The sequence below is a fragment of the Phenylobacterium sp. SCN 70-31 genome, assembly GCF_001724605.1.
Lineage (GTDB): Bacteria > Pseudomonadota > Alphaproteobacteria > Caulobacterales > Caulobacteraceae > Phenylobacterium.
On record NZ_MEEX01000011.1, the window covers coordinates 82,033 to 106,224 of the forward strand.

Genomic DNA, 24,192 nt, shown 5'->3' on the forward strand with positions numbered 1-24,192 from the left:
CCAGATCCGGAACCCCTGCGATGAACAAGCCGCCCTTCGGACGCCGGTTCGCGGCGATGGCGCTCAGCCCCGTGCTCGCCCTTCTCTCATGGGCCGGGCCGGCGCTGGCCGACGACCGGGCTGACAACCGGGTCCAGACCGCGTCCGGCGCCTTGCAGGGGACCCTCGCGCCCGCGGGCGACGTGGCCGTCTTCAAGGGGGTGCCCTACGCGCGACCGCCCATCGGCGAACTCCGTTGGAAGCCGCCGCAGGCGCCGGCCTCTTGGGACGGCGTGCGCCCGGCGGTCGAGACGGGTCCCGCGTGCCTGCAGCCCAACGCCGGCCCGCGAGGCTTCTACACCGATCCGCCCCCTCGCACGGGCGAGGATTGCCTCTACCTCAACGTCTGGGCGCCCAAGGCCGCCCGGAACGCGCCGGTCATGGTGTTCATCCACGGCGGCTCGCTCATCACCGGCGACGGCGGGTCGCCGCGCTACGACGGTTCGAAGCTGGCGCGGAAGGGCGTCGTCGTCGTGACGATCAACTACCGCCTGGGCGTCTTCGGCTACTTCGCCCACCCCGAACTCAGCGCCGAGTCCCCGCATGGCGCGTCGGGCAACTACGGCACCCTGGATCAGATCGCGGCGCTGCGGTGGGTGCGGACGAACATCGCCGCGTTCGGCGGCGATCCCGAGCGGGTGACGGTGTTCGGACAGTCGGCGGGCGCCCTCAGCGTGAGCCACCTGATGACCAGCCCCCTGGCGGCCGGGCTGTTCCAGCGGGCCATCGCCCAGAGCCTCTACATGCCGGCCATCCCGGAGCTCCGCCGCTCTCGCCTGGGCCTTCCCGCCGCCGAAGAGGCGGGGCGGACGTTCGGGCGGGCGCACGGCGCGCCCACCCTGGCCGACCTGCGCGCCATGCCGGCCGACCGGCTCCTGACGGTGGCGGCGGCAAATCCCAACGATGTCTTCGGCATGACCTCGGCCGTGGTGGACGGCTGGGTCCAGACCGCCCAGATCTACGAGACGTTCGAAGCGGGACGGCAGGCCAAGGTCCCGTTCCTCTCGGGCTTCACCAGCGGCGAGATGAAGGCCTTCGACGCCGGCGTCCTGCCGCCCTTCCCGGCGACCCCGGCCGAATACGAGGCGCATGTCCGGGCGGCTTACGGTGAGATGGCTCCGGCCTACCTGCGGCTCTATCCCGCCGCCACGCCCGCCGACAGCGCCCAGGCCGCGGCGCGCGACGCCTTCTACGGCTGGGCGATCGAGCGGATGCTCAAGCTCCACGTCGACGCCGGCCAGAACGCCTGGCTCTACTACTTCGACCACGTCTATCCGTCGGCCGAGGCGCGCGGCGTGGGCGCGTTCCATTCCAGCGACGTCCCGTTCGTGTTCGGCAACGTGGGTCCGGGCGCGCTTGCGCCCCGCAACTGGCCCTCGCCGCCGCCCGCGCGGCCGGATGACATCGCCATGTCGGACGCCCTCATGGACTACTGGACCGCCTTCGCCCGGACCGGGCGGCCCGACCCGGCCGGACGGCCCGCCTGGCCGGCGTTCACCGGCCCGGACGGGGGCTACATGGCCTTCCGCGCGGGCCAGGCCGCCCCGTCCAGCGGACTGCTCCCGGAAATGTTCGAGGTTCAGGACGCCCATATGCGCCGTCTGCGCGCCGACGATCGCGCATGGACCTGGATCAACACCGGCATCGCCGCCCCACCGCGCTGACGCCGACGGCGGCGGTCCGGACCGCGGGCTCCGGCGCGTTGGCGGCGCGGGCGAACTTGCCTATGGTCTTCCCTGGCGCGGCGAAAGGGCCGCGCGGGGCGCAGGCTTCATTGGGCGGCATGCTCGACACCGATTCACGCTGGCTCACGACGATGCGGATTTCGCCGCGGTGGCTGGCGCGCCGCTGCGGCGGCGCCATCCGCGCCGGCCTGGATTTCGAGGATCTGCTCGACCGCTCCTTCATCCCGCGCCAGGAGGACGGCGTCCTCGACATCTCGGGCGCGCAGCATCTGCTGATGACGCTCAACATCATCGACCTGCTGGACGACGAGGTCCACGGCTTCGGCCACCACCGCCAGCGGCGGGGCGCGTCGGCGGTCCTCCTGTGCTGCCTTTCCGACCGGGGCACGGTCGGCTCGGCCCTCGACCGGCTGGTGCGCTACCTGAACTTCAGCCGGTCGGTCTACCGGGCGCAGGTGAACATCTCCCGGCGCTGGGTGGACGTCTCGCTGAACGCCTCGACGCCGAACGACCGCGACGCCGCCATGATCGAGGAGATCTACGCGAGCTTCCTCTACCAGGGCCTGTGCTGGTTCGCGGGACGCGACCTGTCCGTCGCCCGGCTCCAGGTGCGTATGCCGGATCATCCCACGCTGGGCCGCACGCACCCCGTGCTCGGCGTTCCCGTGGTCCTCGGCGACACGACGGCGATCCGGCTTCCTGCGGCCTGCCTCGCGCTGCCCCGCCGGGCGGCGCCCGTGGACAATCCGGTCCTGGCCTCGTCCGAGCACTGGCAGAGCGGCGCGCCCCGCCCGGTTCGCCCCACCGGCGCCCGTGACGACCGCAACGCCTGGGTGCTGGAACAGGCGATCGCCCACCTCCAGACCTCGAACGCCACCGTCGACGACATCGCCGCCGAGCTTGGCTATTCCGAGTCCCGCAGCCTGCGCCGGCTCATCAAGTCCAAGACCGGCCGCACGCCGCAGGAATGGCGCGCCCGCACCGCCCTGCCTGGCGCCGACGAGGATCCCCATGTCCGCGCCCGGGCGCGCGCCCGCCAGCTCCTGGCCGGCATGAGCCTGTAGGACGGCCGCGCTCAGCCCGCCGACGACGTCGGAAACGGGATCACCACGGCCGCCTGTTCGGTCTGGCGCTGCAGGCCGATCTCGGCGTTGCGGCGCACGATCTGCTGGAGGTGGGGCGCCATGAAATCGATGAAGGCGCGCACGCGCGGCGTGTCCTTCAGGTCGCGGCGGGTGACGATCCACGAGGTGGCGCGGGCCTCCTCGATCACCTCCGAGCAGCGCAGCAGATCGGGATCCATGTCGGCCACGGTGCAGGGCAGCGCGCCGACGCCCAGACCCGCCCTCACGGCCTGCAGCAGGCTGCCGAGGCTGTTGGATCGGGTGATCGGCGTCTTGCCGCCCGAATGCCGCATCATCCAGGTGGCGCCGGGAAATTCGCCCATCTCCATCGCCACGTCGATGAGGTCGTGGTCCTTGAGGTCGTCGGGCGAGGTCGGGGCGCCGCGGCGGGCGGCATAGTCGCGGCTGCAATAGAGCGCCATGTCGTGGTCGGCGATCTTCCGCGCCACCAGGTCGGATTCGGCCAGCGCCTTGCCCGTGCGGATGGCCAGGTCCGCCTCGCCGTTTTCCAGGTCCAGCGCCCGGTCGGTCACCACCAGGTCCACCTGCACGTCGGGATGGATCTCGCGGAAGGCGCCCAGCGCCGGGATCACCATGGTGTTGGCCACCAGTTCGTTGGTGGTCAGCCGCAGCGCGCCGGCCACCCCGCGGAGCTGGCCGGCCGCCTGGTTGGCGAAGCGGATCGCCGCCCGCTCGACCAGTTCGGCCTCGCCGATCAGGGCCTGGCCCGCCTCGGTCAGCCGGCTGCCGCTCTGGCCCCGCTCGAACAGCTTGAAGCCCAGGGCGCCTTCCAGGCTTTCGATCCGCCGGGCGACGGTGGTCTGGTTGACGCCCAGCGCCTTGGACGCCGCCAGCGTGGAGCCCCCGCGGCCGACGGCCAGGAACGCCTTGAGGTCATTCCAGTCGAACATGCCCGCATACTGCGGTTAGCCTGCGCGCCACCGCAAGAGGCCTCATCCGGCCGCGCGCCGCCGCCGTATCTCCTGGCGTCCCCCGCCTGCGGGAACCCAGTGGCCGCCCCCTCGTCGGCCACCGTTCGAGAACCTCGCGGGCTTTCCCCGTCCCGGTTGGATGCTAAGGAGTCCCCACCTTGCTCCAACCGGGATGCTCCATGTTCCGCACCCTTCGCACGGCCGTCCTGGCCCTGTTGGTCGCGATCGCGCCGGCCGCCGCCGTCGCCGCCGACGTTCCGCCCATCGCCTTCACCGAGCGGACCCTGCCCAACGGCCTCCGGGTGATCGCCTCGCTCGACCGCTCGACGCCGAACGTCTCGGTCCAGGTCTGGTACGGCGTGGGCTCCAAGGACGATCCCGAGGGCCGCTCGGGCTTCGCCCACCTGTTCGAGCACCTGATGTTCAAGGCCACCCGCAACATGCCGGCCGAGACCCTCGACCGCATGACCGAGGACGTGGGCGGCTTCAACAACGCCTCCACCGCCGACGATTTCACCGACTACTACGAAGTGGTCCCCGCCCAGCACCTGGAGCGCATCCTGTGGGCCGAGGCCGACCGCATGTCGACGCTGGTGGTCGACGAGGCGATCTTCGCGTCCGAGCGCGACGTGGTGAAGGAGGAGCTGCGCCAGCGCGTCCTGGCCTCGCCCTACGGCCGGCTGTTCGCCCTCTACCTTCCGCAGGCCAGCTACACGACCCACCCCTACCGCCGGCCCGGCATCGGCTCGATCGAGGAGCTGGACGCCGCGACCATCGACGACGTGCGCGCCTTCCATCAGACCTACTACCGGCCCGACAACGCCATCCTGATCGTCGTGGGCAATTTCGATCCTGCGAAGCTGGACGCCTGGGTCGACCGCTACTTCGCCCCCCTGAAGCCGCCCGCCCGGGCTCTGCCGCGCGTCACGGTGAAGGAGCCGCCGCGCACCGGCCCCGGCGTCTTCGACGGCTACGGCCCCAACGTGCCCCTTCCGGCCGTCGTGCTCTCGTGGCAGGCGGTCGCCGCCGCCGATCCCGACGCCCCGGCGCTGAAGGTGCTGGACGCCATCCTCTCGGCCGGCAAGTCCTCGCGGCTCTACAACAGCCTGGTCTACGACCAGCAGATCGCGGTCGAGGCCTTTTCGGGCGCCGACCTGCCGCGCGATCCCGGCCTCTTCATGCTGGGCGCCATCATGTCCAGCGGCAAGACCGTGGACCAGGGCGAGGCCGCGCTGCTGGCCGAGGTGAAACGCCTGCGCGACGCCCCGCCTACCGACGCCGAGATGGCCGAGGCCCGGAACGAGCTGCTGGCCGACGCCCTGCGCGAGCGCGAGACCATCGACGGCCGCGGCAGCGCCATCGGCTACGCCGCCCTGGTCGACGGCGACGCGGGCGCCGTCAACACCGCCCTGGGCCGGCTCCAGGCGGTCACCGCCGCCGACGTCCAGCGCGTGGCCCGCAAGTACCTGGCCGAGGACCGGCGGATGACCATCCGCTACCGGCCCGAGAGCGAGCGCGCGCCCGGCGAGACCCCGCCCCCCGCGCCGGCGCCGCCGAAGACCGTCGCGCGGTATGACGGGCCGGTCTTCACCCTGGCTCCCGAGGCCGAGCGGACGAAGCCGCCGCCGGTCGGCGAGCCCATCGCCCCGATCCTGCCCAGGCCGGCCGAGACCACCCTGCCCAACGGCCTCCGGGTGATCGTGGCCCGGTCGTCCGACCTGCCGCTGGTCACGGCGGGCCTCACCGTCAAGGTGGGCGCCTGGGCCGATCCGCCGACGCTGTCGGGCGCCGCGGCCATGATGGCCGGCATGCTGACCGAGGGCACGAAGACCCGCTCGGCGCAGCAGATCGCCAGCCAGATCGAGAGCCTGGGCGCGTCGCTCGCCTCCGGCGGCGGACTGGAGTCGTCGTCCGTGACGCTCGGCGCCCTGCCCGCCACCCTGCCGCAGGCGCTGGCGATCATGGCCGACGTCACCCGGAACCCGGCCTTCGCCGCCGAGGAGCTGGAGCGCCAGCGCGACCAGGCGCTGGACGGCCTGCGCGTGGCCCTGGGCGACCCCGGTTCGGTGGCCGGGCTCGCCAGCGGACCGGTCGTGTTCGCCGGAACCCCCTTCGGCCACGTGTCCCAGGGCACCCCCGGCAGCTTGCCCCGGCTGACGCCCGCCCATCTGGCCGCCCTGCACGCCACATGGTTCCGCCCCGACAACGCCATCCTGGTGCTGACGGGCGACATCGATCCCGAGACCGGCTTCCGCCTGGCGCGCGAAGCCTTCGGCGACTGGGCCCGGCCGCGCACGGCCCTGCCGCGGACGCCCGCGATCCGGCCGAAGGCGCCGGCGCGGGCCGTGGGGATGGACATCCCCGGTTCGGGCCAGGCCTCCGTCAATGTGCTGAAGCCCTCCATCGCCCGCGCCGACCCCGACTACTATCCCGCCCTGGTCGCCACCTCGCTGTTGGGCGGCGGCTATTCGGCGCGCCTGAACCAGGAGATCCGCATCAAGCGCGGCCTGTCGTACGGCGCAAGCGCGCTGCTATCGACCGCCCGGACCACCGGCTCCTTCCGGGCCTCGGCCCAGACCAAGAACGAGTCCGCCGCCGAGGTTCTGGACCTGATCCGAGCCGAGATGGCGCGGGTCGCCGCAGAGCCGGCGGGCCCCGACGAGCTGACGGCGCGGAAGTCGGCGCTGGTGGGCGGATACGGCCGCACCCTCGCCACCTCGGGTGGGCTGGCCGGCGTGCTGGGCGGCCTGGCGTTCCACGGCGTTCCCCTGGACGAGATGGCCGCCTATACGGCCAAGGTGGAGGCGGTGGACGCCGCCCAGGTCCAGGCCTTCGCGGCCCGCGCCCTCCGTCCCGACGGCGCCAGCGTGGTGGTGGCCGGCGATGCGGCGACGTTCGCCGAGGGCCTGAAGGCCCGGCTGCCCGGCCTGGAGGTGATCCCCGTCGACCGGCTCGACCTCGACAGCCCCACCCTCAGGACGCCGTAGCCCGCCGACGACGCAGTCGTACGCCCAACACGCCGAAGCCCAGGATCATCATCGCCCAGGTCCCGGGCTCGGGCACGGCCGTGACGGGCGGAGGCGCGGGCGGTTCCACCGGCGGCCCTACGGGCGGCGGCGCGCCCGGCCAGATATCCTCGGGTTCCGGGATCGGGAGAGGCCGCGGCGGCATGCCGAAGCCGGGCGGCCATTCGCCGTCCCCCGGCGACACGGGAACCGCCAACGGCGGCCGGAAGGGGCCGGGCGGCATGGGTTCTGGCAGGGCTTCGCACACGGTGGTGCGGATCAGGGCGTACGACACCGGTGTGGCCAGTTTCGCCGCCGCCACCGCCATGGGCGTGGGCCTCGGTCGGGGGGGCGCCGTCGGTGTCGGTCGAAGCGCGGCGCGTTGGGCCGCCGCAGGCTTGCCGCGAGCGGTCTTGCGGGACGAGGCCTTGGGCCGGGGCTTCGGCCTTGCAGCCTGAACCCCTTCGCCGTGCGCCTTGAGCGCGCGCGGACGGGGTCGCGGACCCTGTTCGGCGGGCGGGCCCATCCTGAGCATGTTGGCCCGCAGGGGCCGATCGCTCGGCGGTGGCGCGGCCGGGGCTATCGGAACGCGACTGACCCGCTCGACACAGTCCATGAGACTGCCGGCTTCGGCCGGTGAAGCGAGAAGCGCGGCCAACGCGGCCACAAGGCCCGTGATCCGCGCGCGGTGCGTCCATGTCGGAGAGGAGCGATACATCATCAAGCGGGGCAAGCCGCGCCGGATGACTCACGTTCCTATGGTCAAGCTATTGGGACGAAAGAAATTTCCGAATGAAACCACGCTGTCCGCCGAGCATTTTCGCCAGACCCGCCATACCGGATTTTCAACTTTGGCGAGCGGTCCACCGGGATACGTCCTCCTCGCGCCCCATCAGCGCCAGGCCCGAGGCGATGGACTCCAGCTCGGCCCCCGTCTCGATCCGCGCGGGGTCGAAGCGGCGCCCGAAGATCGCGCGGACCGCCGGGACCAGCGACGAGCCGCCGGTCAGGAACACCCGGTCGATCCCTTCGGCCGCCAGCCCGGCGTCCGCCAGGGCGGCGTCCACCGCGCCCTCGATCAGCGCCAGCTCGGGCGCGATCCAGTCCTCGAACTCGCCCCGGGCCACGTCGCGCGCGATGTCGATGGAGCCGGCCTCGAACCGGAACGCCGCCCCGGTCTCGGCCGACAGCGTCTCCTTCAGCCGCGAGACGGCGCGGTACAGGCGATAGCCGTGGTTCTCGTCCAGGATCTCGATCAGGCGAGCGATCTTCTCCGGCTCGGCCGCCTGGCGCTCCAGGGCGCGGATCTCGCGCATGTCGCGGCTGGCGCGCAGCAGCGCCAGCTGGTCCCACCGCGCGAAGGCCGCATAGTACTTGTAGGGAATGGGCAGGGTCTTGCCGAACGAGACGTAGTCGCCGCCCTTGCCCAGCTCGGGCGAGACCAGGTGGTCGATGATCCGATAGTCGAAGGCGTCGCCCGCCACCCCCACGCCCGCCCGGCCCAGCGGCGTGGCGCGCAGGCTCCCCGCCACGCGCTCGAAGCGGATGATCGAGAAGTCCGAGGTGCCGCCGCCGAAGTCGCCCACCAGCACCGTGGCGTCGTGGTCCAGGCCGCGGGCGAAGAAGAACGCGGCGCCCACCGGCTCGTAGGCGTAGCGCACCGCCTTCACCCCCATCCGGTGGAAAGCCGTTTCGTAGCGCCGCAGCGCCAGGGCCTCGTTGGGCGCGCCGCCCACGAACCTTACCGGCCGGCCCACCACCACCCGCTCGGGCAGCTCGGCCAGGTCCCCGCCGCCATGCTCCCGCACCTTGAGCAGGAAGGCGGAGAGCAGGTCCTCGAACCGGTAGCGCCGGCCCAGGATCTGGGTCTCGGTGAAGCTCTCCTGGGCGGCGAAGCTCTTAAAGCTCTGGATGAACCGCGTCTCGGCGGGATCGTCCACATAGGCCTCGATGGCCCAGGGCCCGGCCGTCACCTGCCGTTCCGACGGCAGGTCGGGGGGCGCGTAGAACGACAGGCACGAGCGGAACGCGAACAGCTCGCCGTCCGTCGCCGGAAACCGCACGAGACGCGCCGGCCCGTCGCCGCCCGCGAGGGCCAGCACGGTGTTGGTGGTGCCGAAGTCGATGCCGAGGCTGAGGGGCGCGGACATGGCGGGGCTTTCCGAGGGGCGCGCCCCATACCAGACCTGCGCCGGTCCGCAAACCGTCCCGCGGCGCCTATGGGGCCGCCGGCGCCCCTCGCCGCACCCGGACGACCTTCAGCGCCCGCACCCGCCCGTCGCGGTCGGGCCAGTCGATGGTCTGCCCCTCGCTGAGGCCCAGCAGCGCCGCGCCGATCGGGGTCATCACCGAGATGCGGCCCTGGGCGATATCGGCGTCGCGCGGATAGACCAGCCGCACCGTCCGGGAGTCCCCGTGGGCGGCGTCCACGAACTCCACCTCGGACTCCATGCCCACCACGCCCGGCGGCACGTCGGCGTCGGGGCGCACCTCAGCGCGCTCGAGTTCGGCAAGGAGGCCCAGGGGGACTCCCCGAGCCTCGACCTGCTCGGCGATGGGGAAGAGGCGGTCGGCGTCGGTCTCGCCGACGATCAACGGCGGGCGCGCGGGCGCGGCCTGCGAGGGCATGGGTGTCTCCGGGGATCGGGTGTGATGCGACGCCCGGCTCAGGAGCGGATGCTCGGGCGCCGGCGCGGGAAGAAACGGTCTGGAAGCTGGATCTGAGGGTCCCCGACCCCACGCGCAAAGAGAGGCCGGGGCGACTAGCCTGCCTGGAGCGTGCCGCCGTGGTGGCGGAACCGGAGAAATGTGGGTCGTTGCAGCACGAAGCCATCAGGCCGCGCGCCCGCGCGGAAGTCAACTCGGACAGAACGTCCCGGAAATCGCGCCGGAAACGGTCGGGAGGTTCCTGGTGGAGCCGAGGGGAGGCGTTCTGAAGCAACCCCTAAGCGTAGGAAATACTTGAATATCTAGGGGTCTGGCAGCGTAGCTGTCACCCACGGCCCCCTCAGACGCAAGCTGGTTCAGCTCAACTTCGCAAGCGCGCTCAATTCGGCAATGAGCTGTCGGAAGCTTGGATTGAGGTCGTCGATGTCATTTCGCGACGCATTGTAGTGCCGGCTATGCGCCGCCCCATCGCCGGTCTGCTTCAGGCGGTCGAGCGCCTTAGGGGCTCCGCGCGAGAGCTTCACCACCGACTGCCCCCCAAGCGCCAACAGTATATCACCGAAAGTTATCAGGTTTCCTTTGACATCTCGGATGAGGTCTATTTGTCCTGCACTATTAAACGCCTCTATAAGCAATATCTCTGCGAGCCTTCGACACATGACGGCGCAAGAATTATAGAATCCATACTCATATGTTCCATTGATCTCCCTCCGCAGCGCTTCGAGGTGCTTGCGACCCCCTAGCGGAATGGAGGTGGGAAGGATGGTTTCTGAGACGAAGATGTTCTCGGCTCGGCGATGGGCCTGGAACCGCTCTGAAAGAACGCGATCACTCCCAGCTCGGATACGGAACGTCCCGGCTGCACGGCCTCGAACAACGTCAGCGTGCCGGGCGAGCTTAGCTCCAAGCCTGGAGACGTTGACGTTCGCGCGAAGCCGATCAGCCGCGAGCAGGTCTGCCAACTGTCTTCCTGTCAGCTCAGACTGGTGGTGGTCTTCGTGACTCTCGAACCACAACAACGCGACCGCTACATCGACTTCGGTCAACTCCTGCGCGGCCAAGTAGGCGATAAATTCTCTACGCCGTGCGTTGCTCATCTAGCAGCCATTGCTCGAAGTTGGTCCGCGCCATGATGCTGAGCACATAGGTGGGCTGAGGTCCGGTGCGAGTGACAATGTAGTCGTGCTTGGCGTCACCGCTCATGGCCCGCGAGACATTGGATGGATCCATCTTTACTCCGATACCTTGGAGCACGCGGTGGACGTTGCCAGTTGTGAGGGGCGTCTCCCCGACAAACCAAGAGACCAGCTTGACCTTCTCGGCGCGGCCCTTCGGTCCGAGGATCACCTTGTTGAGAAACTGACTGTAGCGGGGGTCATTCTTCATCCTGGCGACCACCTCATCAGCATCGAAGCCGTTGTGGGTCGGCCCTGTGGCGGCTCGGGGCACACGATTGGCGCGGCGGGAAGTGCGCCGAGGCTTCTTCGCCTCTCCATCCGGTGCTGATTGATCATCGTCCACCGCGGCCACCGCGCCAGTGTTCGGCTGAGGCGTCCACCACCGCTCAAGAACGCGCTCAACTTCATCCAAATCACCTTCAACATCGATGGCTGACGAGCCGTGCTCGATCTTGACCTTCATGTCTTCGCTACCCCACCTATTTGGTCGAGCTCTTAAGATGACACGATTCTGCGAACTGAGGACTCCGAACGTCCAGAGGCCAACGCGCGAGTATTTGGGGAAACAGTCCAGGAAGCGCGGGGGCGCGTTGATCCTCGCCTACGCACGCGCCCAGCAGCCACCCATGACCAGCAAAAAGCTGTCACCCACGGCCACGCGGTCGTCGCCATAAGTATTTGTTTTTACTGGGGTTCGACCACCCCGAAAAGGGATGGTGGAGCCGAGGGGAGTCGAACCCCTGACCTCCTCTCAGGAGATTTGCCCTATTCCGGCTGATCTGGCGTTTCCCGCGTTTTCCGGAGCGTCCTGGCAAGTCATTCATTGTTATGTGGAAAGTCTCGAAATCGTGAGACACGCGTTCCTGCGGCTTGACCGGTTTAGCTTGCCTTACTGATTACAGGGCGATTACATAGGGCCGTTCAGCTCCTGACCGGCGTAAGCACATGGCTCGCATCAAGCTCACAGACGGACTGGTCGCCGCGGCCGAGCCTCAGGCTCGCGAGACCTTCCTCTGGGATGACGCTCTGCCCCGGTTCGGGGTCCGCATATCGCCCCAGGGCGGGCGCTTCTATCTTGTGCAGTACCGCGCCAAGGGACCGGAGGGCCAAGGCTCCAAGGTCCGCCGCGTCTACATCGGCCGCCACGATGGCGAACTGTGGAACGTCACGAAGGCCAGGGCCGCCGCCCGCAAGCTCCTGGCCCCCGTTGACCTCGGCCAGGACCCCTATGCGGACCGGCAGGCCGACCGCCAAGCCAAGCACGCCGCCGCGCTCGCCGCCCAGGAGGCCGAGGCCGCCAGCGTCCGCAAGGCCGCCCAGCGGGCGAAGGAGACTGTCAGCGTTCAGGCTGAACTCTACATCACCCGCCGCCTCGCCAAGCGCCGCAGCGGCGGCGAGGCCGCCCGCCTCCTGCGTCACGGCCCCGTGGCCGCCTGGGGTGAACGCCACGTCTCAGAGATCAGGCGCGCCGACGTGGCCGATCTGCTGGAGACCATCGCCCAGAGATCGCCCGCCGTCGCCCGCGCGACCTTTGCCGAGCTGCGGCCGTTCTTCGATTGGTGCGTTGAGGGCGACAAGATCGCTGTCTCGCCGTGCGCCAACGTGAAGGCCCCGCCCCGCCCGGCCGCCAGAGACCGCGTCCTGGCCGATGACGAGCTGCGGCTGATATGGCGCGCCGCAGACGCGATGGGCTTCCCCTTCGGCCCGGTATTCAAGCTTCTCATGCTCACTGGCCAGCGCCGGGCGGAAGTCGCCGGGATGCGCTGGAGCGAACTCGACCTGACCGCCGGTCTCTGGCGCATCCCGGCCGAGCGGGCGAAGAACAAACAGGCCCATGAACTCGACCTCTCGCCGGAAGCCCTGGCGATCATCCGCCAGGTCAAAGAGCTTCGCCTGAACTCAGACGTTCTGTTCCCGGCCCGTGGCGAGGGCGCGGTTCGCGGGTTCTCGGCCACCAAGCGCAAGCTTGACGCCATGATCGAGGATCTTCGCCGCCAGGACGCGGCCGACGCCGGCGACGATCCGCCGACCGAGCCCCTTCCGGCTTGGCGCACCCACGATCTGCGGCGCACGGCGGCGACGGGCATGGCTGCGATGGCCTTTCCCCCGCATGTGGTTGAGCGTGTCCTGAACCACGTCTCAGGCACTCAGAGCGGCCTCGTGGGCGTCTATCAGCGCCACGAATACCGCCCCGAACGAAAGGCCGCCGCCTTTGCGTGGAGCACGCGCGTCGCCGCGATCCGCGACGGCCAGCCCATGCCCTCGAATGTGATCGATCTGGCCGCCCAGAGGGCCTAGCGCGCCGCCTCGGAACCGCGCCCGCCGCCTCGCCGCCGGCCCCTCCCGGCGACCACTGCGGCCCTATTGGGCCAACCGCCTACGGATTGTCTGGGGACGCATTGATAGCGCGTCGCATTCTCATAATTGCCTGCCGATAATCCGAAGCGCTGGGCACGGCCCCAGCTCCAGCGCGGTCCGCGTGTCGGCTTCGGCGCGGCTCATGCCGCCGTCATACTCCCGCACGGCGGCGCGTTCCATCCACGCCGTCCAGGCCTCCAGCACGTCCGGCTGGGTCGTGCAATGCGATGTATATTGTTTTTCGCTGGGAACCCTGGGAACCCTGGGAACCGCAGACTTAAGTTGCTGATCTTTATTCGCTTTGTCGGTTCCCAGTCCGGCCGCCAGCGGTTCCCAGTTATTTTCGACTGGGAACCGCTCGGCCGAGCCTCTGGACCACCTGGCGTGGGCCGCGCGAAGGGCCTCGACCAGGGGATCGTCAGTCGCCAAGGTCGGCCTCCAGAAGGCTCCCCTTCACCGTCCAGAGCCGCAGCTTCTGGCCTTTGCGGGAGTGGCGCTTCTTCCAGTGCTCCCCCTCGCCGCGCTCCAGAAATCCGGCCTCGTGAAGCGCCTTCGCGACTTCGACCCGGCCCAGGCCCTCTGTGACGTAGGCCCAACCCGCATCATTGAACCGGAATTCGAGCGCCGGTCCGACCTTGACCCGCCAGCCGTGGGTCTTGAGGCCTCGCGCCTGTTCGTCACGGCCGGCCCGGCTGGGCTCGGTCGACTCGAAGTCGTCGCCATCTTCCCAGGGGGCGAAGCTCGCACCTTCACTTTCGATGATCGCCTTGACCCTAAGAAGCGCGGCTCGCGCCTCGTGCGATCGATCTCGGCCGAACACCGCCGCCCAACGGTGATAGAGGTTCGCCGACGCCGTCGTCGCGATCCCAGGCGGCCAGCCCGTGACGCCGAAGAGGGTCGCTAGTTCACCCGCCGCCGCGATGGCCGCGAACCGCAGCGCGGCCCGCTGGGCCTGCCCCGTGTCGCCCTCCCGTTCCACATGCTGCACGAAGGCCCGCATGATCGCCTTGGCCTCGCTCTCGGCCTCGGCCTGGCGCGCCGTGAAGGCCTCCACGAAGGCCGGCCCCGCGTGGCCGAAATCCCGGCCGCTGGCGGCCTTGACCGCATCCGACAGGGCCGCAGGCCCGGCGAGACCGTGAAGCTCGCCCCAGACGCCCATTTGCGCCCCGGCGTCGGCGGCTATGTCCAGAAGCCGCAGCTCCTGGCCGGCCATCGGCCGTTCGCCCCGCTTCCCCGCCCGGATGTGGTCCGCCAGTCCGATCTCACCCGTCGAAAGGATCGCCACCCGCCATTCGGCGCGCCGGCGAAGCGATCCGTCCGCCCGCGCCCTGGCCTTGCTTTGGCCGCTCGCCAGCGCATAGGCGCTCGCCCCGGCTTCCTCGTGCGCCACTAGCGCCAGCTCATCGAGCACCAGCAGGCCATCGTTGTGGCCCCAGGCCACCATCTCCAGCGCGTTCGCCGTGGCTCGCCAGGTCTGGCCGAATCCCAGCGGTCCGCCGCCGCCCCAGACCGAGCCCGCCGCATAGGCCAGCGTGGTCTTTCCGCACGAGCTGGAGCCCCGGAAGTGAACGCCGCCGCCTTCCAGCGCCAGCGGACGCATGAGCGGCCCCAGGAAGGCCAGCGACAGCGCGAAGGCCAGAAGGTCGTTTCCGACCGCGAACGCCGCCACGCCCTCGCGCCAGGCGGCGAGCGAGCCCGTCCGGCGATAGTGCAGGGCCGAGGGTTCGCCGGTGAAGATCACACCCTCGCCGCCGCCGGGTCCGATGACTTCGCCGGGAAGCACGAAGCGGGCGCCGCTCCAGCCCGTCGCCGCCACCAGCGTCAGCCGGCGCGCCGCCGCGACCTCCATGAGGGCGATGGCGAACTTGTCGGACTTGCCCCGCGCCGGCGAGATCACCAGGCCGGCGTCGGCCAGCTCGGCCCGAACCTCGGCCCCACCGCTGGCCAGCCGACCCTTGGAGACCGGGACCGTCTTCTCCCGGCCGTCGCGGTCGCGGAACCGCACCACCACGGACCAGCCGCCGCCGTCCGGATCACGGGCCTCGCCAACCACTTCGAAGGGCGCGGCGATTCGCGTGGGAATGGGCTTGCCGCCGCCCTGGGCCGGCTGATCGTACCAGAGGCCGTCGCCGTCCATTCGGAAGCCCCAGGGCCATTCCACGTCGCCGGGCTGAGCGTCCGCCCTGGCGGCCTCGACAAGGCTGCTGGCCTTGGCCTGATCGAAGCCGTCCGGCCAAGGGTCCGCGAGGCCCCAGCCCTCCGGGAAATATCCCGGGGGATCGACCACGGCCACCGACACTGCGCCTGCCGCACCAGCGGCCCTAGCGGCGGCCTGGGAAGCCTTGCGGCCGGGCGCGTCGGCGTCGCCCCAAACGATCACCGAGCGGCCGTGGAGCGGCGCGAAGTCAGCCTTTCCGACCGCGTTGCTCCCGCCCGGCCAGGTCATGCACACGAAGCCTGGGAAGCGCTGGGCCGCGCCGTCAGCGTCCTTCTCGCCCTCGGCCAGCAGGACCGGCGCGCCCGGTCGGGCCGCCAGCCGATCGAGGCCGTACAACGGTCGAGCGTCCGGTTCGGCCTTCAAGGCCCAGCGGAGGCGGCCGTTGTCGCCGCGGCGCAACGTCGCGGCCCGGATCGTCTTGTCCGTCCATTCGGCGCGGGGTCGATCCACTTCGCCGTTGGCCGCGTCGGGTTGGGGGAACCGGAGCGTGTAGCGAAGCACTCGCCCGGCCGCGTCGCGGAACGCCCACACATGAGACGGCGCGCCCAGCTCACGCCATTCCTGAGGCAGGGGCGGCGCATCCTCAGGCGCGGGCGCCATGAGGTCGCCGGCATCGGACTTTGCCGCTCGCCGCGGTGCAGCTTTCGCCGCCTCCTGACGAACGCGGGCGAACGGGTCCCCCGGGCTATCGGTCACGTCCCGGTCCCTTCAGCACCACGCCCACCACACCGCGCGCAACGGCAACCCAGCAGTGTCGGCTAAGCGCTTCCTCGAGAACCGCCCGCTCGCGGGGCGACAGGTCGCCATCGTGATAGACAAACGCCTGCAGGGTCGAGAGCGTTGGCGCGAAGCCTTGGCCGTCTTCGGCGGCGACGTCGCCGCACAACCCGGCCAAGCGCAGGAGGCTCCAGCCCATCAGGCCACAGAAGCCGGCCACGATTGCGGACGTGGCCTCCAGTTCCTCGCTGTCCGTCACAAGAATCTGGCGCGCTTCGCCGCAAACGAGGGGAGGGACCCATCGTCCAGCCGGTCCCGTCGTCGGTCTGCTGGAGCCACTCACCGGCCCGTCACCCGATCAGCGTGCGCGATCAGCCGCCGCGCCAGCGACAGAGCTTCATCCTGACGCGCCGACCATAGCAGCCGGCCACGGATCGACAGGACGACGTCCACACCGGGCAACCAGATTTCGAAGATCCCCCGCGAAGCGAAGAACCGTTTCAGCCGGCCGCGATCATGGGCGCCGAGGTACGCTCGCCCATATTGAGCGTAGGATTCGATCCGCGCCGCATCGACGTCGAGTTCCGCGGCGAGATGGCCGATGTCCCATCCGGCGATGGCCAGGGCGGCGTGCAGGTTTCCACCCTGAAAAGGGCCGTCAGGAAGTGTGCGGACCGAGGCGGCGAGCCGATCGATAGACGACCTGGCGAATTTGATGAACAGCATCGGTGTTTCCTCACCGGCCCGCGATGCGCGCGCCGCGCGCATCGACGACACCGGGCTGTTGAAGGGATTGCCGCGAAGCGCTCGGCGCGCGGCCCGCCGCGGCCTGCGCTACTCGTAGGGATCGACGCCCAGCGCCTCGGCCAGCCGGACCGCGGCGTCCCGCTGCGACAAGTCCAGAAGGAAGGCCACCAGGCCCACCAGGTCGCCGCCACGGTCGCCGGAGGCGAAGTCGGCCCACTTGCCGGTGTCGAGGTTGACCTTGAAGCTCCCCAGGGTCTTGTCAGGCCGCTTCGGATTTCGAGCGACCCACTCCCGCCCTTCGCGCCGACCATCGGGCAGGAAGGCCGCCGCGACGGCCTCGCCCGAGCGCCGCGCCGCCGCGCCGACCCGGTCGAAATCGATGCGACGGCCGGCCCCGCGATCAGCCGGCGGGGTCACTGGAGCGCCTCGCCGGCCGGGGCCGTCGTCGTGCGCTTCTGGGCCTCCAGCCAGGCCGACAGGTCGGCCGGATCGTATGCGACGCGAGCGCCGATCTTGACGAACGGCGGGCCGCCACCCGTCACGCGAAGCTTGTTGAGGTACGAGCTGGAGACGCCCAGCCGGTCCGCCGCCTCAACGGTGGACAACAGTTTCTCTAGGTGCACGTGGCTAACTCCCGATTGGCGCGCCGAAGCGCAGGACAATCGGGACGCTGGCTATGGGCTTGGCCGCACGTAAGCGCCGACCTTTGCCCTACCCGGCGGACCTTTGGAGAATAGGGATTGAACCTAAGGTTTGACGCGTGGAGGCAAGCCCCGCTCGCCGGTTGAAGCCCTCCACTCCCCTTCCCACTTCCGAATCTCGGCGACGATGCTGGAACGCTCCGGCAGGCCCTCAATCCCAGCGCCCTCTATGAGCTTGGCGACGCTTTCTTGTGACAAGCTGGGCTTGGCTGAACGGGCTCTTCGCGCCACGTCCAGAGCGGGAACGCGCCATTTGTCGGCGGCGGCCTTTCGGGCCTCGCCGCCCGCCCGGGGAAGGCCCAGACTGTGGAGCGCCTTGGCCTCATAGTCCGCCTTCAACTCGGCCTCGCGAACGAAGCGGCCGACAAGGTAGGCTTGGCGCGCCGCTGCATCTGCCGCGCTCAAAAGCTTCAGCCCCTGGGTCTCATCCTTGGCCGCGTCGGGAAGCTCATTCCACAAGGTCCGCAAGTGGTGATCGAGCCACGAGGCCAGATTGAGATCAGCGAACGAAAGGGGCGGGCCGCCGTCGACGGCCAACACCTTCGCCAATTGATCCACGTTCGGCCCTTCAACCCGGGCGACGTGCTCACGCAAAGTCGCGCCTTCGGGCACACCCCCGGCCCGCGCCAAATAGGCAAGCGCATCGCCCAGCTCACGAAGATCCGGGTTCTTGTCGGGCTCAAACTCCCAGGGGAGGCCGTCAGGCTCAAACCGGCCATCGCCCCGGGCGATATCGAACCACACCAACAATCGCTTTCGACCGTCGAAGAGACCCCCGACTTCCGGCAGTTCCCGAACGGATCGAACGCGCCAGCGCCAGTCGGCATCGACCAGATACCGGCGAACGGGCCTCCAGCCGCGCAAGCGGTCATCGTCAACTACAAGCTCGACTCGATCGCTCACGTCCGCCGCCTCGCCAGCACCAGGACCGCACCCGCCCGGTCCGCATCGGCCACCAGCTCCACGCCCTCGGCTTCGAACGCCGCTACGATCTTCGCCGCCGTCGCGTCCCTGGCCGAGGCTCCGGCCTCCAGGCGATTGATCGTCGTCCACGCCACGCCCGACCGCTCGGCCAGGTCGCGCATTGACCATTTCAGGATCGCTCGCGCGGCGCGGCACCCCTCCGGTGTGACTTCCATCCGAGACCCCCGAAACAACCTCGGGAAATAGGATACAAGCGTATCCACTTACTTGCAATCTCCCTAGATATAGATACACTTGTATTCACTTAGACGGAGTTAGACGCATGACCACCAACGAAACCCGCCGCGAAGTGATGGCCACCGCGTGGGGCCTGTTCCGCGCCGACCCCGCCCGCACCTTCGCCGACGCGCTCACCGGGGCCTGGCGCTGGGTCAAGGGCGCCGCCGCCCGCGCCGCCCAGAACGCCGCCTGGGCGGCCCGCATGGCCGGCCGAACCGTCGTGTTCGGCTCGATGCTGCAAAGCCCGATCCGCCGCCGCGTCGGCACGGGCTGGGATGCCTACAAGGCCGAGCGCGTCACCGTCGCTCTCGGTCACTGAGAGGGGTCGCGCACATGGCCCCGACGTTGCCCCGCGCACCCTCGGCCGCCTCCGAAGGCGGCGATTCCGGCCCACAAGGAGACACACCCATGCCCGCCGCCCGCCCCACGACCGACACCCCGCAACATCCCGATGCGCGCGCCGCGCGCATCCCGTCGCCGCCGGCTTTCGAGACCCTTGACGCCTTGGGCGTAGCCGTGGCGCGCCTGTGGGCCACGACCCCGGACCTGGACGATCCGGCCCAGGAGGCCGCCTACTACAACCATGCCGATGGAGTATTGGCGGCGATCGTGGCGACGCCGGCGCGGGACTTCGCGGACGCCCAGGTCAAGGCCGAGGCCGTGGCCTGGTGTTGCGCCAGCCGCACCGACTTCGGTCTGGGCGACACCAAGTGTGAGCGTGTCATCAGCTCGCTGCTGCGCGACCTGTTGCAGTCTCCGCCTTCCGAGAATACCGGCATGGCCGATGCCGCCCGCATCGAACGGCTCATCCTGGATGATCCCAAGCCCACACGGACACTCCATGATCTGGCGGCGGCCTGGGTCGCCGTCCAAGCAAAGATCGCCAGCTCGGACGCGGCGATCCGGAACGCCCAGGATGAGGCCGAGGCCCTCTACTCTCCCGATCCGCCCGGCGGGCGATATGGCCAGCGCGACACGGCAGAACGGGCATTCTGGAGGCGACAAGCCAACGCGATAGACGCCTCGGTCGGCCTGCCCTCACTCAACACCGCCGCCGAGGATCTGTACGCGGAAGCCAACGCCATCGCCGCTCAGGTCCGCGCGACCCAGCCTGTGACGATCGAGGAAGCCGCCATCAAGTTCGGCCTGATCCTGGCCGACGTGTGCGACAGTGACGGCAAGATCGACAACTCCCAGCCGGTCTATGACTTCCTGGCCGATCTGGAGCACCTGGCGCGATGCGCCCGCCAGTCCTGAGGCGAATGACGTTCGCTTCCCATCGACCCCCCAACGCCCGCCAGGTCCGTCCGGCGGGCGTTTTGCTGGCGTTGGAGCCCGCATTGCTATCGCGAATCGTCATAGCCTCGCTTTCCCTCGCGCGCCGAGGGTTGCCCGCCCCTTTCAATTCTGGGCGCGCTGAGATCGAGAAACCTCCATGCCGATCAAGTACGATCCACCAGCCGGCACGGTCTTGCTCTGCAACTTTGCGACCGGATTTCAGCCTCCTGAAATGGTGAAGCGACGGCCCGTTGTGGTGATTTCGCCGCGCCTCAGGCATCGGCGCGGGTTATGCACAGTCGTTCCCCTCAGCACGACCGCACCAGACAATCCGCAGCCCTATCACCACGAGCTGACGCTTCCCGTCGCACCACCCGCGCCCTGGGATCAACAGCGCGTATGGGTGAAGGCCGACATGCTGGCGACCGTCGCCTTTGAGCGCCTCGACCTATTCCGAACACCGCGCGCGCCCTATGGCCGGCGGCAGGACGTACAAGTCAGGCTCTCACCCGAGGACCTCACCGCTATTCGGTCCTGCATCGCCCACGCCATCGGTCTCTTAACTTGACCGAAGGACTCCAGACTCTCATATGACGTGGGTCAGCTCGCGGCATCCCCGTTGAGCCTCAAGACCGGGTCCGCCCGGCCAACCCCGCCAAGGCGACACCAAGCCCGGCGGGGTTGCTTGTTTCTGGGCCAGGCCCGCCCCCATTCCTCTCGCCCGCGCACGACGTGCGCGGCGCCGCGTGCCGATGGGTCGCGATCCCATACCCACACCCTCACTGAGAGGGTCCGGAGGGCCACACTCGCGCGGGGTTTCCGGGAAATCTGCGAAACAACATGCCCCGATCCGGCGGCTTGGCCGGCGCGGCCGGCGAGGGCGAGCGGTTCCCAGTGGTTCCCAGTCCAAATCGACCGACTGGGAACCGCTGTGGCTCTGAAAAGACAAAGACTCTCAGTGAGATAGAAAGAGGGTTCCCAGGGTTCCCAGGGTTCCCAGCCCTTCGCGCCACGCCCGCATCGCTGATTGCCTAAGTCCCTGGGAAATAAAAGTTTTCGGAATTCTGCGGACACTTGCGCGGCGTTCCCCCGCCGGTCCAGCCGGCCAGGTTTGTAGACTTTTGCACCCCCTCCCCCCGGCCAGCCTGTCCGGGAATAAAACCCGAGATCGCAGCCTTGCGGGCAAGCGGGAGCGCCTGAGGGCGCCCAGGTCACCGCCCGTGCGAGGATCCCCAATCGGAGCCGGCGGAATCTCGCGCCGATGCGAAAAAATTCTATGCGTGAGGGTGGCGCCGGTAGAGCCGCCGGGGCCGGCCCGAACTTTCGACCCCCCTCCCCCTCTCACGGCTGGAAAGGCCCCCCAGCTCGCCCATGCGAGGCCCCTGGCGATCTGGAGCCGCGCCACGTTCTGCGGCCGACGCTGGCGCGCCTGGGCCTCGCGATCGGACCTCAGTCCGGCCCCAGCTCGCCGGAGCACCACAACCTATGGCGGTCCGCCGCAATCGCCCCGTCTCAACGCCCTCGAAAGCCGCCGGCTGGCGCGCGCATGTGGCCTCCCCAGGCCCCCCACCGCGCGACCAATTCCAATGGCAAGGCCGTTCCGTCGGGCGGCCGGTTCCGGACCTTGGCCGGCAGGAAATGCAAATGCGTCTCACCTGCATAATCAGCACGCAATCTCTCTCGCCGGATGCGGCTAGGAGACCCACCGGAACCCCAGGGAAGGCCGAGGCGAGCCTATGACCACTCGCGCCGCCTTTGAGGCCCGCTGATTACAGGCTGATTACACGGGCCGGCCTCGCGCCCGAAATCGGTCGCCCTTGGCCGCCAAAATCGACCTAAGTCGCTGATTTTATGAGATTCCTGGTGGAGCCGAGGGGAGTCGAACCCCTGACCTCCTCATTGCGAACGAGGCGCTCTACCAACTGAGCTACGGCCCCAGGAAGGCGCGGAATAAGTCGATTGCGGGGCCGCCTGTCAAGCGGGCATGCGCGCGGCGCGCGCACGGGAGCATCGGAGACCGGCGGGCGCGCCCGGCGCCGCTTCACCTTGCCACGGCCGCAAAGGGCCTTAGAAGCAGGGTGATGACCGGATTTATCCTCTTCGTCCTGACGAACCTGATCGGCCTCCTGGTGCTGGCGATCATCATCAGCGCGGTGATGTCGTGGCTGGTGGCGTTCAACGTCATCAACCTGCGCAATCAGTTCGTCTACAGCGTGGCCCGGGTGCTGGACGCCATCACCCAGCCGGTGCTGCGGCCGTTCCAGAAGGTGATCCCGCCCCTGGGCGGCGTCGACATCAGCCCCATCGTGGCCATCCTGGTCCTCCAGGGGATCAGCCGCTACCTGCTGCCCTGGCTGGCCGAGCCGCTCTACCGGCTGGTGGGCTGACGGCGATCTCGCCGCCCTTCCGCCTCGCGGTCCGCGTCACGCCCAAGGGCGGCCGCGACGGCGTCGACGGCTGGGCCGCGGACGAGGCCGGCCGCCCCGTGCTGAAGGTGCGGGTCTCCTCGCCGCCGGCCGACGGCGCCGCCAATGCGGCGGTCGTGGCCCTGATCGCCAAGGCGCTGAAGGTCCCGAAATCGGCCGTCCGCATCGCCGCCGGCGAGACCGCGCGCGTGAAGCGGCTCGACATCGACGGCGCGGGCGCGGCCCAGATCGCCCTGGCGTTCGGCCCGCCGCCGGGCGAAGGTTGAGGTCATGGCCAGCCGCATGCCGCCTTCGCGCGCCGACCTCGGGCGCCTGATCGCCGACGCCCGCCGGATCGTCGTCTTCACCGGCGCCGGCATCTCCACCGAGAGCGGCATCCCCGATTTCCGCAGCCCCGGCGGCGTGTGGAGCCAGATGAAGCCGATCTACTTCCAGGAGTTCGTGGCCAGCGAGGAGCGGCGGCGCGAGGCCTGGTCGCGCGTCTTCTCGGGCCGCGCCGGCTGGGTGGGCCGCGAGCCCAACGACGGCCACGCCGGGGTCGCCCGCCTGATCCACGCCGGCAAGGCCTCCAGCGTCGTCACCCAGAACGTCGACAACCTGCACCAGGCGTCGGGCGTGCCGCCCGAGCGGGTGATCGAGCTGCACGGCAACGCCAGCTACGCCACCTGCCTGGAATGCGGCCTGCGCCACGAGCTGGAGGATCTGAAGGTCCTCTACGAGGCCACCGGCGACCTGCCCGCCTGCCGCGCGTGCGGCGGGATCGTGAAGACGGCCACCATCTCGTTCGGCCAGGCCATGCCGCCCGAACCGATGGCTCGCGCCGAGGCCGAGACCCGCGCCTGCGACCTGTTCCTGGTTCTGGGGTCGTCGCTGGTGGTCTATCCGGCGGCCGGTTTCCCGGTGATGGCCAAGCGGAACGGGGCGGTGCTGGCCATCGTGAACCGCGAGGAGACCGAGCTGGACCCCTACGCCGATCTGGTGCTGCACGACGAGATCGGCCCGGTGATGCGCGAAGTGGCGCCGGCCAACTAAAGCGCGGCGGCCGCGCGTTTCGTCACACCCCCGCCTTGATCCCGGGTCTAAAGGCTCCGCCTTTCCAGTCCGGGAGTTCGTTGCGTGATCAGATCTGTCGCCGTCGTCGGCTCGTCGCTCCTCATGGCCGCCCTGCTCGCCGGTTGCAGCTCGGGGGAAAGCGCCGGCGGTTCGGGCGACCCCTACGCCGGCCACGAGGCCCAGATTCAGGCCTGGCGCGACGACATCGAAGCCGGCCACCCCGCCTGCAAGGCCAAGGTCGACGGCAAGGGTTGCCAGGACTTCCAGGTGATGTGCAAGGCCGCCCAGGATCTGACCCCGGAAGACACCGCCCGCGGCGCCACCGCCAAGCTCGTCGCCGCCATGACCTTCGCCGGCCGCAACGAGGACGGGTCCACCGGCCAGTCGGGCTCGTCCTTCGCCTACCTGATCCGCACGCCCCAGGGCTGGACCCGCGAAGACTCCAAGCCCGTCAACATGACCACCTGCGCCCCGCTCTAGGCGGACGCTCGAACGCGGAAAATCCGACGAGCCCCCAGTCCTACGTCCGATTCTGACGTAGCGGGGTGGTTGGATATCCCTCATGTCCGAGGGACGCGACATCGACACGCTGGCTCTGGCGACGCTCGACCGGCTGGCCGCGCTGGACCTCTCCGCCGCGGAGAAGGCCCACGGCGCCCTCATGGCCGCCGAGGATCCCAAGGACATCCCCGAACTTTCCCGCGCCTACCGCGGCCTCGCCCGCTCCCTGCGCCAGACCCTGGCGCTCAAGGACCGCCTGAGACGCCAGCGCGCCGAACGCTCCGAGTCCCGTCCCGACCCCGACCGCCTGGCCCGCGCCGGCCGCTTCGACATCCTGGCCGAGGCCGTCCGCGAGGCCGC

The 24,192-nt window shown here is 69.7% G+C and carries 26 protein-coding genes and 1 tRNA gene; 12 read left to right on the top strand and 15 right to left on the bottom strand.

What is annotated here, in order from left to right; genetic code table 11:
- The first annotated feature begins 20 nt into the window (after nucleotides 1–20).
- Nucleotides 21–1,703, top strand: a complete 1,683-nt coding sequence (locus ABS78_RS10645; RefSeq protein ID WP_293378324.1) for a carboxylesterase family protein — start codon at nucleotides 21–23, stop codon at nucleotides 1,701–1,703.
- Nucleotides 1,704–1,822: 119 nt separating this feature from the next.
- Complete coding sequence (locus tag ABS78_RS10650) at nucleotides 1,823–2,788, top strand: AraC family transcriptional regulator (RefSeq protein ID WP_293378327.1); 966 nt, start codon at nucleotides 1,823–1,825, stop codon at nucleotides 2,786–2,788.
- An 11-nt stretch (nucleotides 2,789–2,799) separates the two neighbouring features.
- On the opposite strand, the gene ABS78_RS10655 is transcribed toward ABS78_RS10650, so the two are convergent.
- Nucleotides 2,800–3,759 carry a LysR family transcriptional regulator gene (locus ABS78_RS10655; protein WP_293378330.1) on the bottom strand — a complete coding sequence of 320 codons (960 nt, stop codon included), beginning with the start codon at nucleotides 3,757–3,759 and terminating at the stop codon, nucleotides 2,800–2,802.
- 200 nt (nucleotides 3,760–3,959) lie between these two features.
- On the opposite strand from ABS78_RS10655, the gene ABS78_RS10660 reads away from it, so the two are divergent.
- Complete coding sequence (locus ABS78_RS10660) at nucleotides 3,960–6,767, top strand: pitrilysin family protein (protein ID WP_293378333.1); 2,808 nt, start codon at nucleotides 3,960–3,962, stop codon at nucleotides 6,765–6,767.
- Here the strand turns inward: ABS78_RS10660 and ABS78_RS10665 are convergent.
- The 5 genes from ABS78_RS10665 to ABS78_RS10685 all read right to left on the bottom strand — a co-directional run bounded on the left by ABS78_RS10665 (nucleotide 6,754) and on the right by ABS78_RS10685 (nucleotide 11,093).
- Nucleotides 6,754–7,113, bottom strand: a complete 360-nt coding sequence (locus ABS78_RS10665; RefSeq protein WP_293378336.1) for a PEPxxWA-CTERM sorting domain-containing protein — start codon at nucleotides 7,111–7,113, stop codon at nucleotides 6,754–6,756. The two genes, ABS78_RS10660 and ABS78_RS10665, sit on opposite strands and share 14 nt — an antisense overlap.
- A 517-nt stretch (nucleotides 7,114–7,630) precedes the next feature.
- Nucleotides 7,631–8,935 carry an Hsp70 family protein gene (locus ABS78_RS10670; RefSeq protein ID WP_293378339.1) on the bottom strand — a complete coding sequence of 435 codons (1,305 nt, stop codon included), beginning with the start codon at nucleotides 8,933–8,935 and terminating at the stop codon, nucleotides 7,631–7,633.
- A gap of 67 nt (nucleotides 8,936–9,002) precedes the next feature.
- On the bottom strand, nucleotides 9,003–9,413 hold the full coding sequence (rnk, locus tag ABS78_RS10675; protein ID WP_293378344.1) for a nucleoside diphosphate kinase regulator: 411 nt from the start codon (nucleotides 9,411–9,413) through the stop codon (nucleotides 9,003–9,005).
- A gap of 395 nt (nucleotides 9,414–9,808) precedes the next feature.
- Nucleotides 9,809–10,549 (bottom strand): hypothetical protein, encoded by a 741-nt coding sequence (locus ABS78_RS10680; protein WP_293378347.1) that lies wholly within the window; start codon nucleotides 10,547–10,549, stop codon nucleotides 9,809–9,811.
- Nucleotides 10,530–11,093: a hypothetical protein gene (locus tag ABS78_RS10685; RefSeq protein WP_293378350.1), complete on the bottom strand. Its 564-nt coding sequence runs from the start codon at nucleotides 11,091–11,093 to the stop codon at nucleotides 10,530–10,532. Before ABS78_RS10685 ends, ABS78_RS10680 begins: the two co-directional genes overlap by 20 nt.
- A 482-nt stretch (nucleotides 11,094–11,575) precedes the next feature.
- On the opposite strand from ABS78_RS10685, the gene ABS78_RS10690 reads away from it, so the two are divergent.
- Complete coding sequence (locus ABS78_RS10690; RefSeq protein WP_293378353.1) at nucleotides 11,576–12,928, top strand: site-specific integrase; 1,353 nt, start codon at nucleotides 11,576–11,578, stop codon at nucleotides 12,926–12,928.
- A 120-nt stretch (nucleotides 12,929–13,048) separates the two neighbouring features.
- On the opposite strand, the gene ABS78_RS10695 is transcribed toward ABS78_RS10690, so the two are convergent.
- The 8 genes from ABS78_RS10695 to ABS78_RS10730 form a co-directional block, all read right to left on the bottom strand.
- Complete coding sequence (locus ABS78_RS10695; protein ID WP_293378356.1) at nucleotides 13,049–13,417, bottom strand: hypothetical protein; 369 nt, start codon at nucleotides 13,415–13,417, stop codon at nucleotides 13,049–13,051.
- Nucleotides 13,407–15,806: a DUF927 domain-containing protein gene (locus ABS78_RS10700; RefSeq protein ID WP_293378360.1), complete on the bottom strand. Its 2,400-nt coding sequence runs from the start codon at nucleotides 15,804–15,806 to the stop codon at nucleotides 13,407–13,409. Before ABS78_RS10700 ends, ABS78_RS10695 begins: the two co-directional genes overlap by 11 nt.
- A gap of 85 nt (nucleotides 15,807–15,891) precedes the next feature.
- A complete protein-coding gene (locus ABS78_RS10705; protein WP_293378363.1) occupies nucleotides 15,892–16,182 on the bottom strand; it encodes a hypothetical protein in 291 nt (96 codons plus the stop codon).
- An 80-nt stretch (nucleotides 16,183–16,262) separates the two neighbouring features.
- Nucleotides 16,263–16,649: a hypothetical protein gene (locus tag ABS78_RS10710; RefSeq protein ID WP_293378366.1), complete on the bottom strand. Its 387-nt coding sequence runs from the start codon at nucleotides 16,647–16,649 to the stop codon at nucleotides 16,263–16,265.
- 108 nt (nucleotides 16,650–16,757) lie between these two features.
- Entirely contained in the window at nucleotides 16,758–17,087 is a 330-nt protein-coding gene (locus tag ABS78_RS10715; protein WP_293378369.1) for a hypothetical protein, read from the bottom strand.
- Nucleotides 17,084–17,293: a helix-turn-helix domain-containing protein gene (locus tag ABS78_RS10720; RefSeq protein WP_293378372.1), complete on the bottom strand. Its 210-nt coding sequence runs from the start codon at nucleotides 17,291–17,293 to the stop codon at nucleotides 17,084–17,086. The genes ABS78_RS10715 and ABS78_RS10720 overlap by 4 nt, the downstream gene beginning before the upstream one ends.
- Before the next feature lie 123 nt (nucleotides 17,294–17,416).
- The gene (locus ABS78_RS10725; protein WP_293378375.1) at nucleotides 17,417–18,274 is read right to left on the bottom strand and encodes a hypothetical protein; all 858 of its coding nucleotides are present in this window, start codon (nucleotides 18,272–18,274) and stop codon (nucleotides 17,417–17,419) included.
- A complete protein-coding gene (locus ABS78_RS10730; RefSeq protein WP_293378377.1) occupies nucleotides 18,271–18,510 on the bottom strand; it encodes a helix-turn-helix transcriptional regulator in 240 nt (79 codons plus the stop codon). Before ABS78_RS10730 ends, ABS78_RS10725 begins: the two co-directional genes overlap by 4 nt.
- A gap of 107 nt (nucleotides 18,511–18,617) precedes the next feature.
- On the opposite strand from ABS78_RS10730, the gene ABS78_RS10735 reads away from it, so the two are divergent.
- The 3 genes from ABS78_RS10735 (at nucleotide 18,618) to ABS78_RS10745 (ending at nucleotide 20,420) form a co-directional block, all read left to right on the top strand.
- Nucleotides 18,618–18,893, top strand: coding sequence for a hypothetical protein (locus ABS78_RS10735; RefSeq protein WP_293378380.1), 276 nt, complete (start codon nucleotides 18,618–18,620; stop codon nucleotides 18,891–18,893).
- Between the two features lie 89 nt (nucleotides 18,894–18,982).
- A complete protein-coding gene (locus tag ABS78_RS10740) occupies nucleotides 18,983–19,831 on the top strand; it encodes a hypothetical protein (RefSeq protein ID WP_293378383.1) in 849 nt (282 codons plus the stop codon).
- Between the two features lie 178 nt (nucleotides 19,832–20,009).
- On the top strand, nucleotides 20,010–20,420 hold the full coding sequence (locus tag ABS78_RS10745) for a type II toxin-antitoxin system PemK/MazF family toxin (RefSeq protein WP_293378386.1): 411 nt from the start codon (nucleotides 20,010–20,012) through the stop codon (nucleotides 20,418–20,420).
- A gap of 1,293 nt (nucleotides 20,421–21,713) precedes the next feature.
- Here the strand turns inward: ABS78_RS10745 and ABS78_RS10750 are convergent.
- Nucleotides 21,714–21,789: transfer RNA gene (locus ABS78_RS10750), tRNA-Ala, on the bottom strand.
- A 144-nt stretch (nucleotides 21,790–21,933) separates the two neighbouring features.
- Between ABS78_RS10750 and ABS78_RS10755 the strand changes: the two genes are divergently transcribed.
- The 5 genes from ABS78_RS10755 to ABS78_RS10775 all read left to right on the top strand — a co-directional run.
- Nucleotides 21,934–22,239 (top strand): YggT family protein, encoded by a 306-nt coding sequence (locus ABS78_RS10755; protein ID WP_293378389.1) that lies wholly within the window; start codon nucleotides 21,934–21,936, stop codon nucleotides 22,237–22,239.
- A 5-nt stretch (nucleotides 22,240–22,244) separates the two neighbouring features.
- A complete protein-coding gene (locus ABS78_RS10760) occupies nucleotides 22,245–22,544 on the top strand; it encodes a DUF167 family protein (protein WP_293378414.1) in 300 nt (99 codons plus the stop codon).
- A gap of 4 nt (nucleotides 22,545–22,548) precedes the next feature.
- On the top strand, nucleotides 22,549–23,310 hold the full coding sequence (locus ABS78_RS10765) for a Sir2 family NAD-dependent protein deacetylase (RefSeq protein WP_293378392.1): 762 nt from the start codon (nucleotides 22,549–22,551) through the stop codon (nucleotides 23,308–23,310).
- Nucleotides 23,311–23,394: 84 nt separating this feature from the next.
- On the top strand, nucleotides 23,395–23,811 hold the full coding sequence (locus ABS78_RS10770) for a hypothetical protein (RefSeq protein WP_293378395.1): 417 nt from the start codon (nucleotides 23,395–23,397) through the stop codon (nucleotides 23,809–23,811).
- An 82-nt stretch (nucleotides 23,812–23,893) separates the two neighbouring features.
- A partial coding sequence (locus tag ABS78_RS10775; RefSeq protein WP_293378398.1) for a hypothetical protein occupies nucleotides 23,894–24,192 on the top strand: 299 nt, incomplete at its 3' end.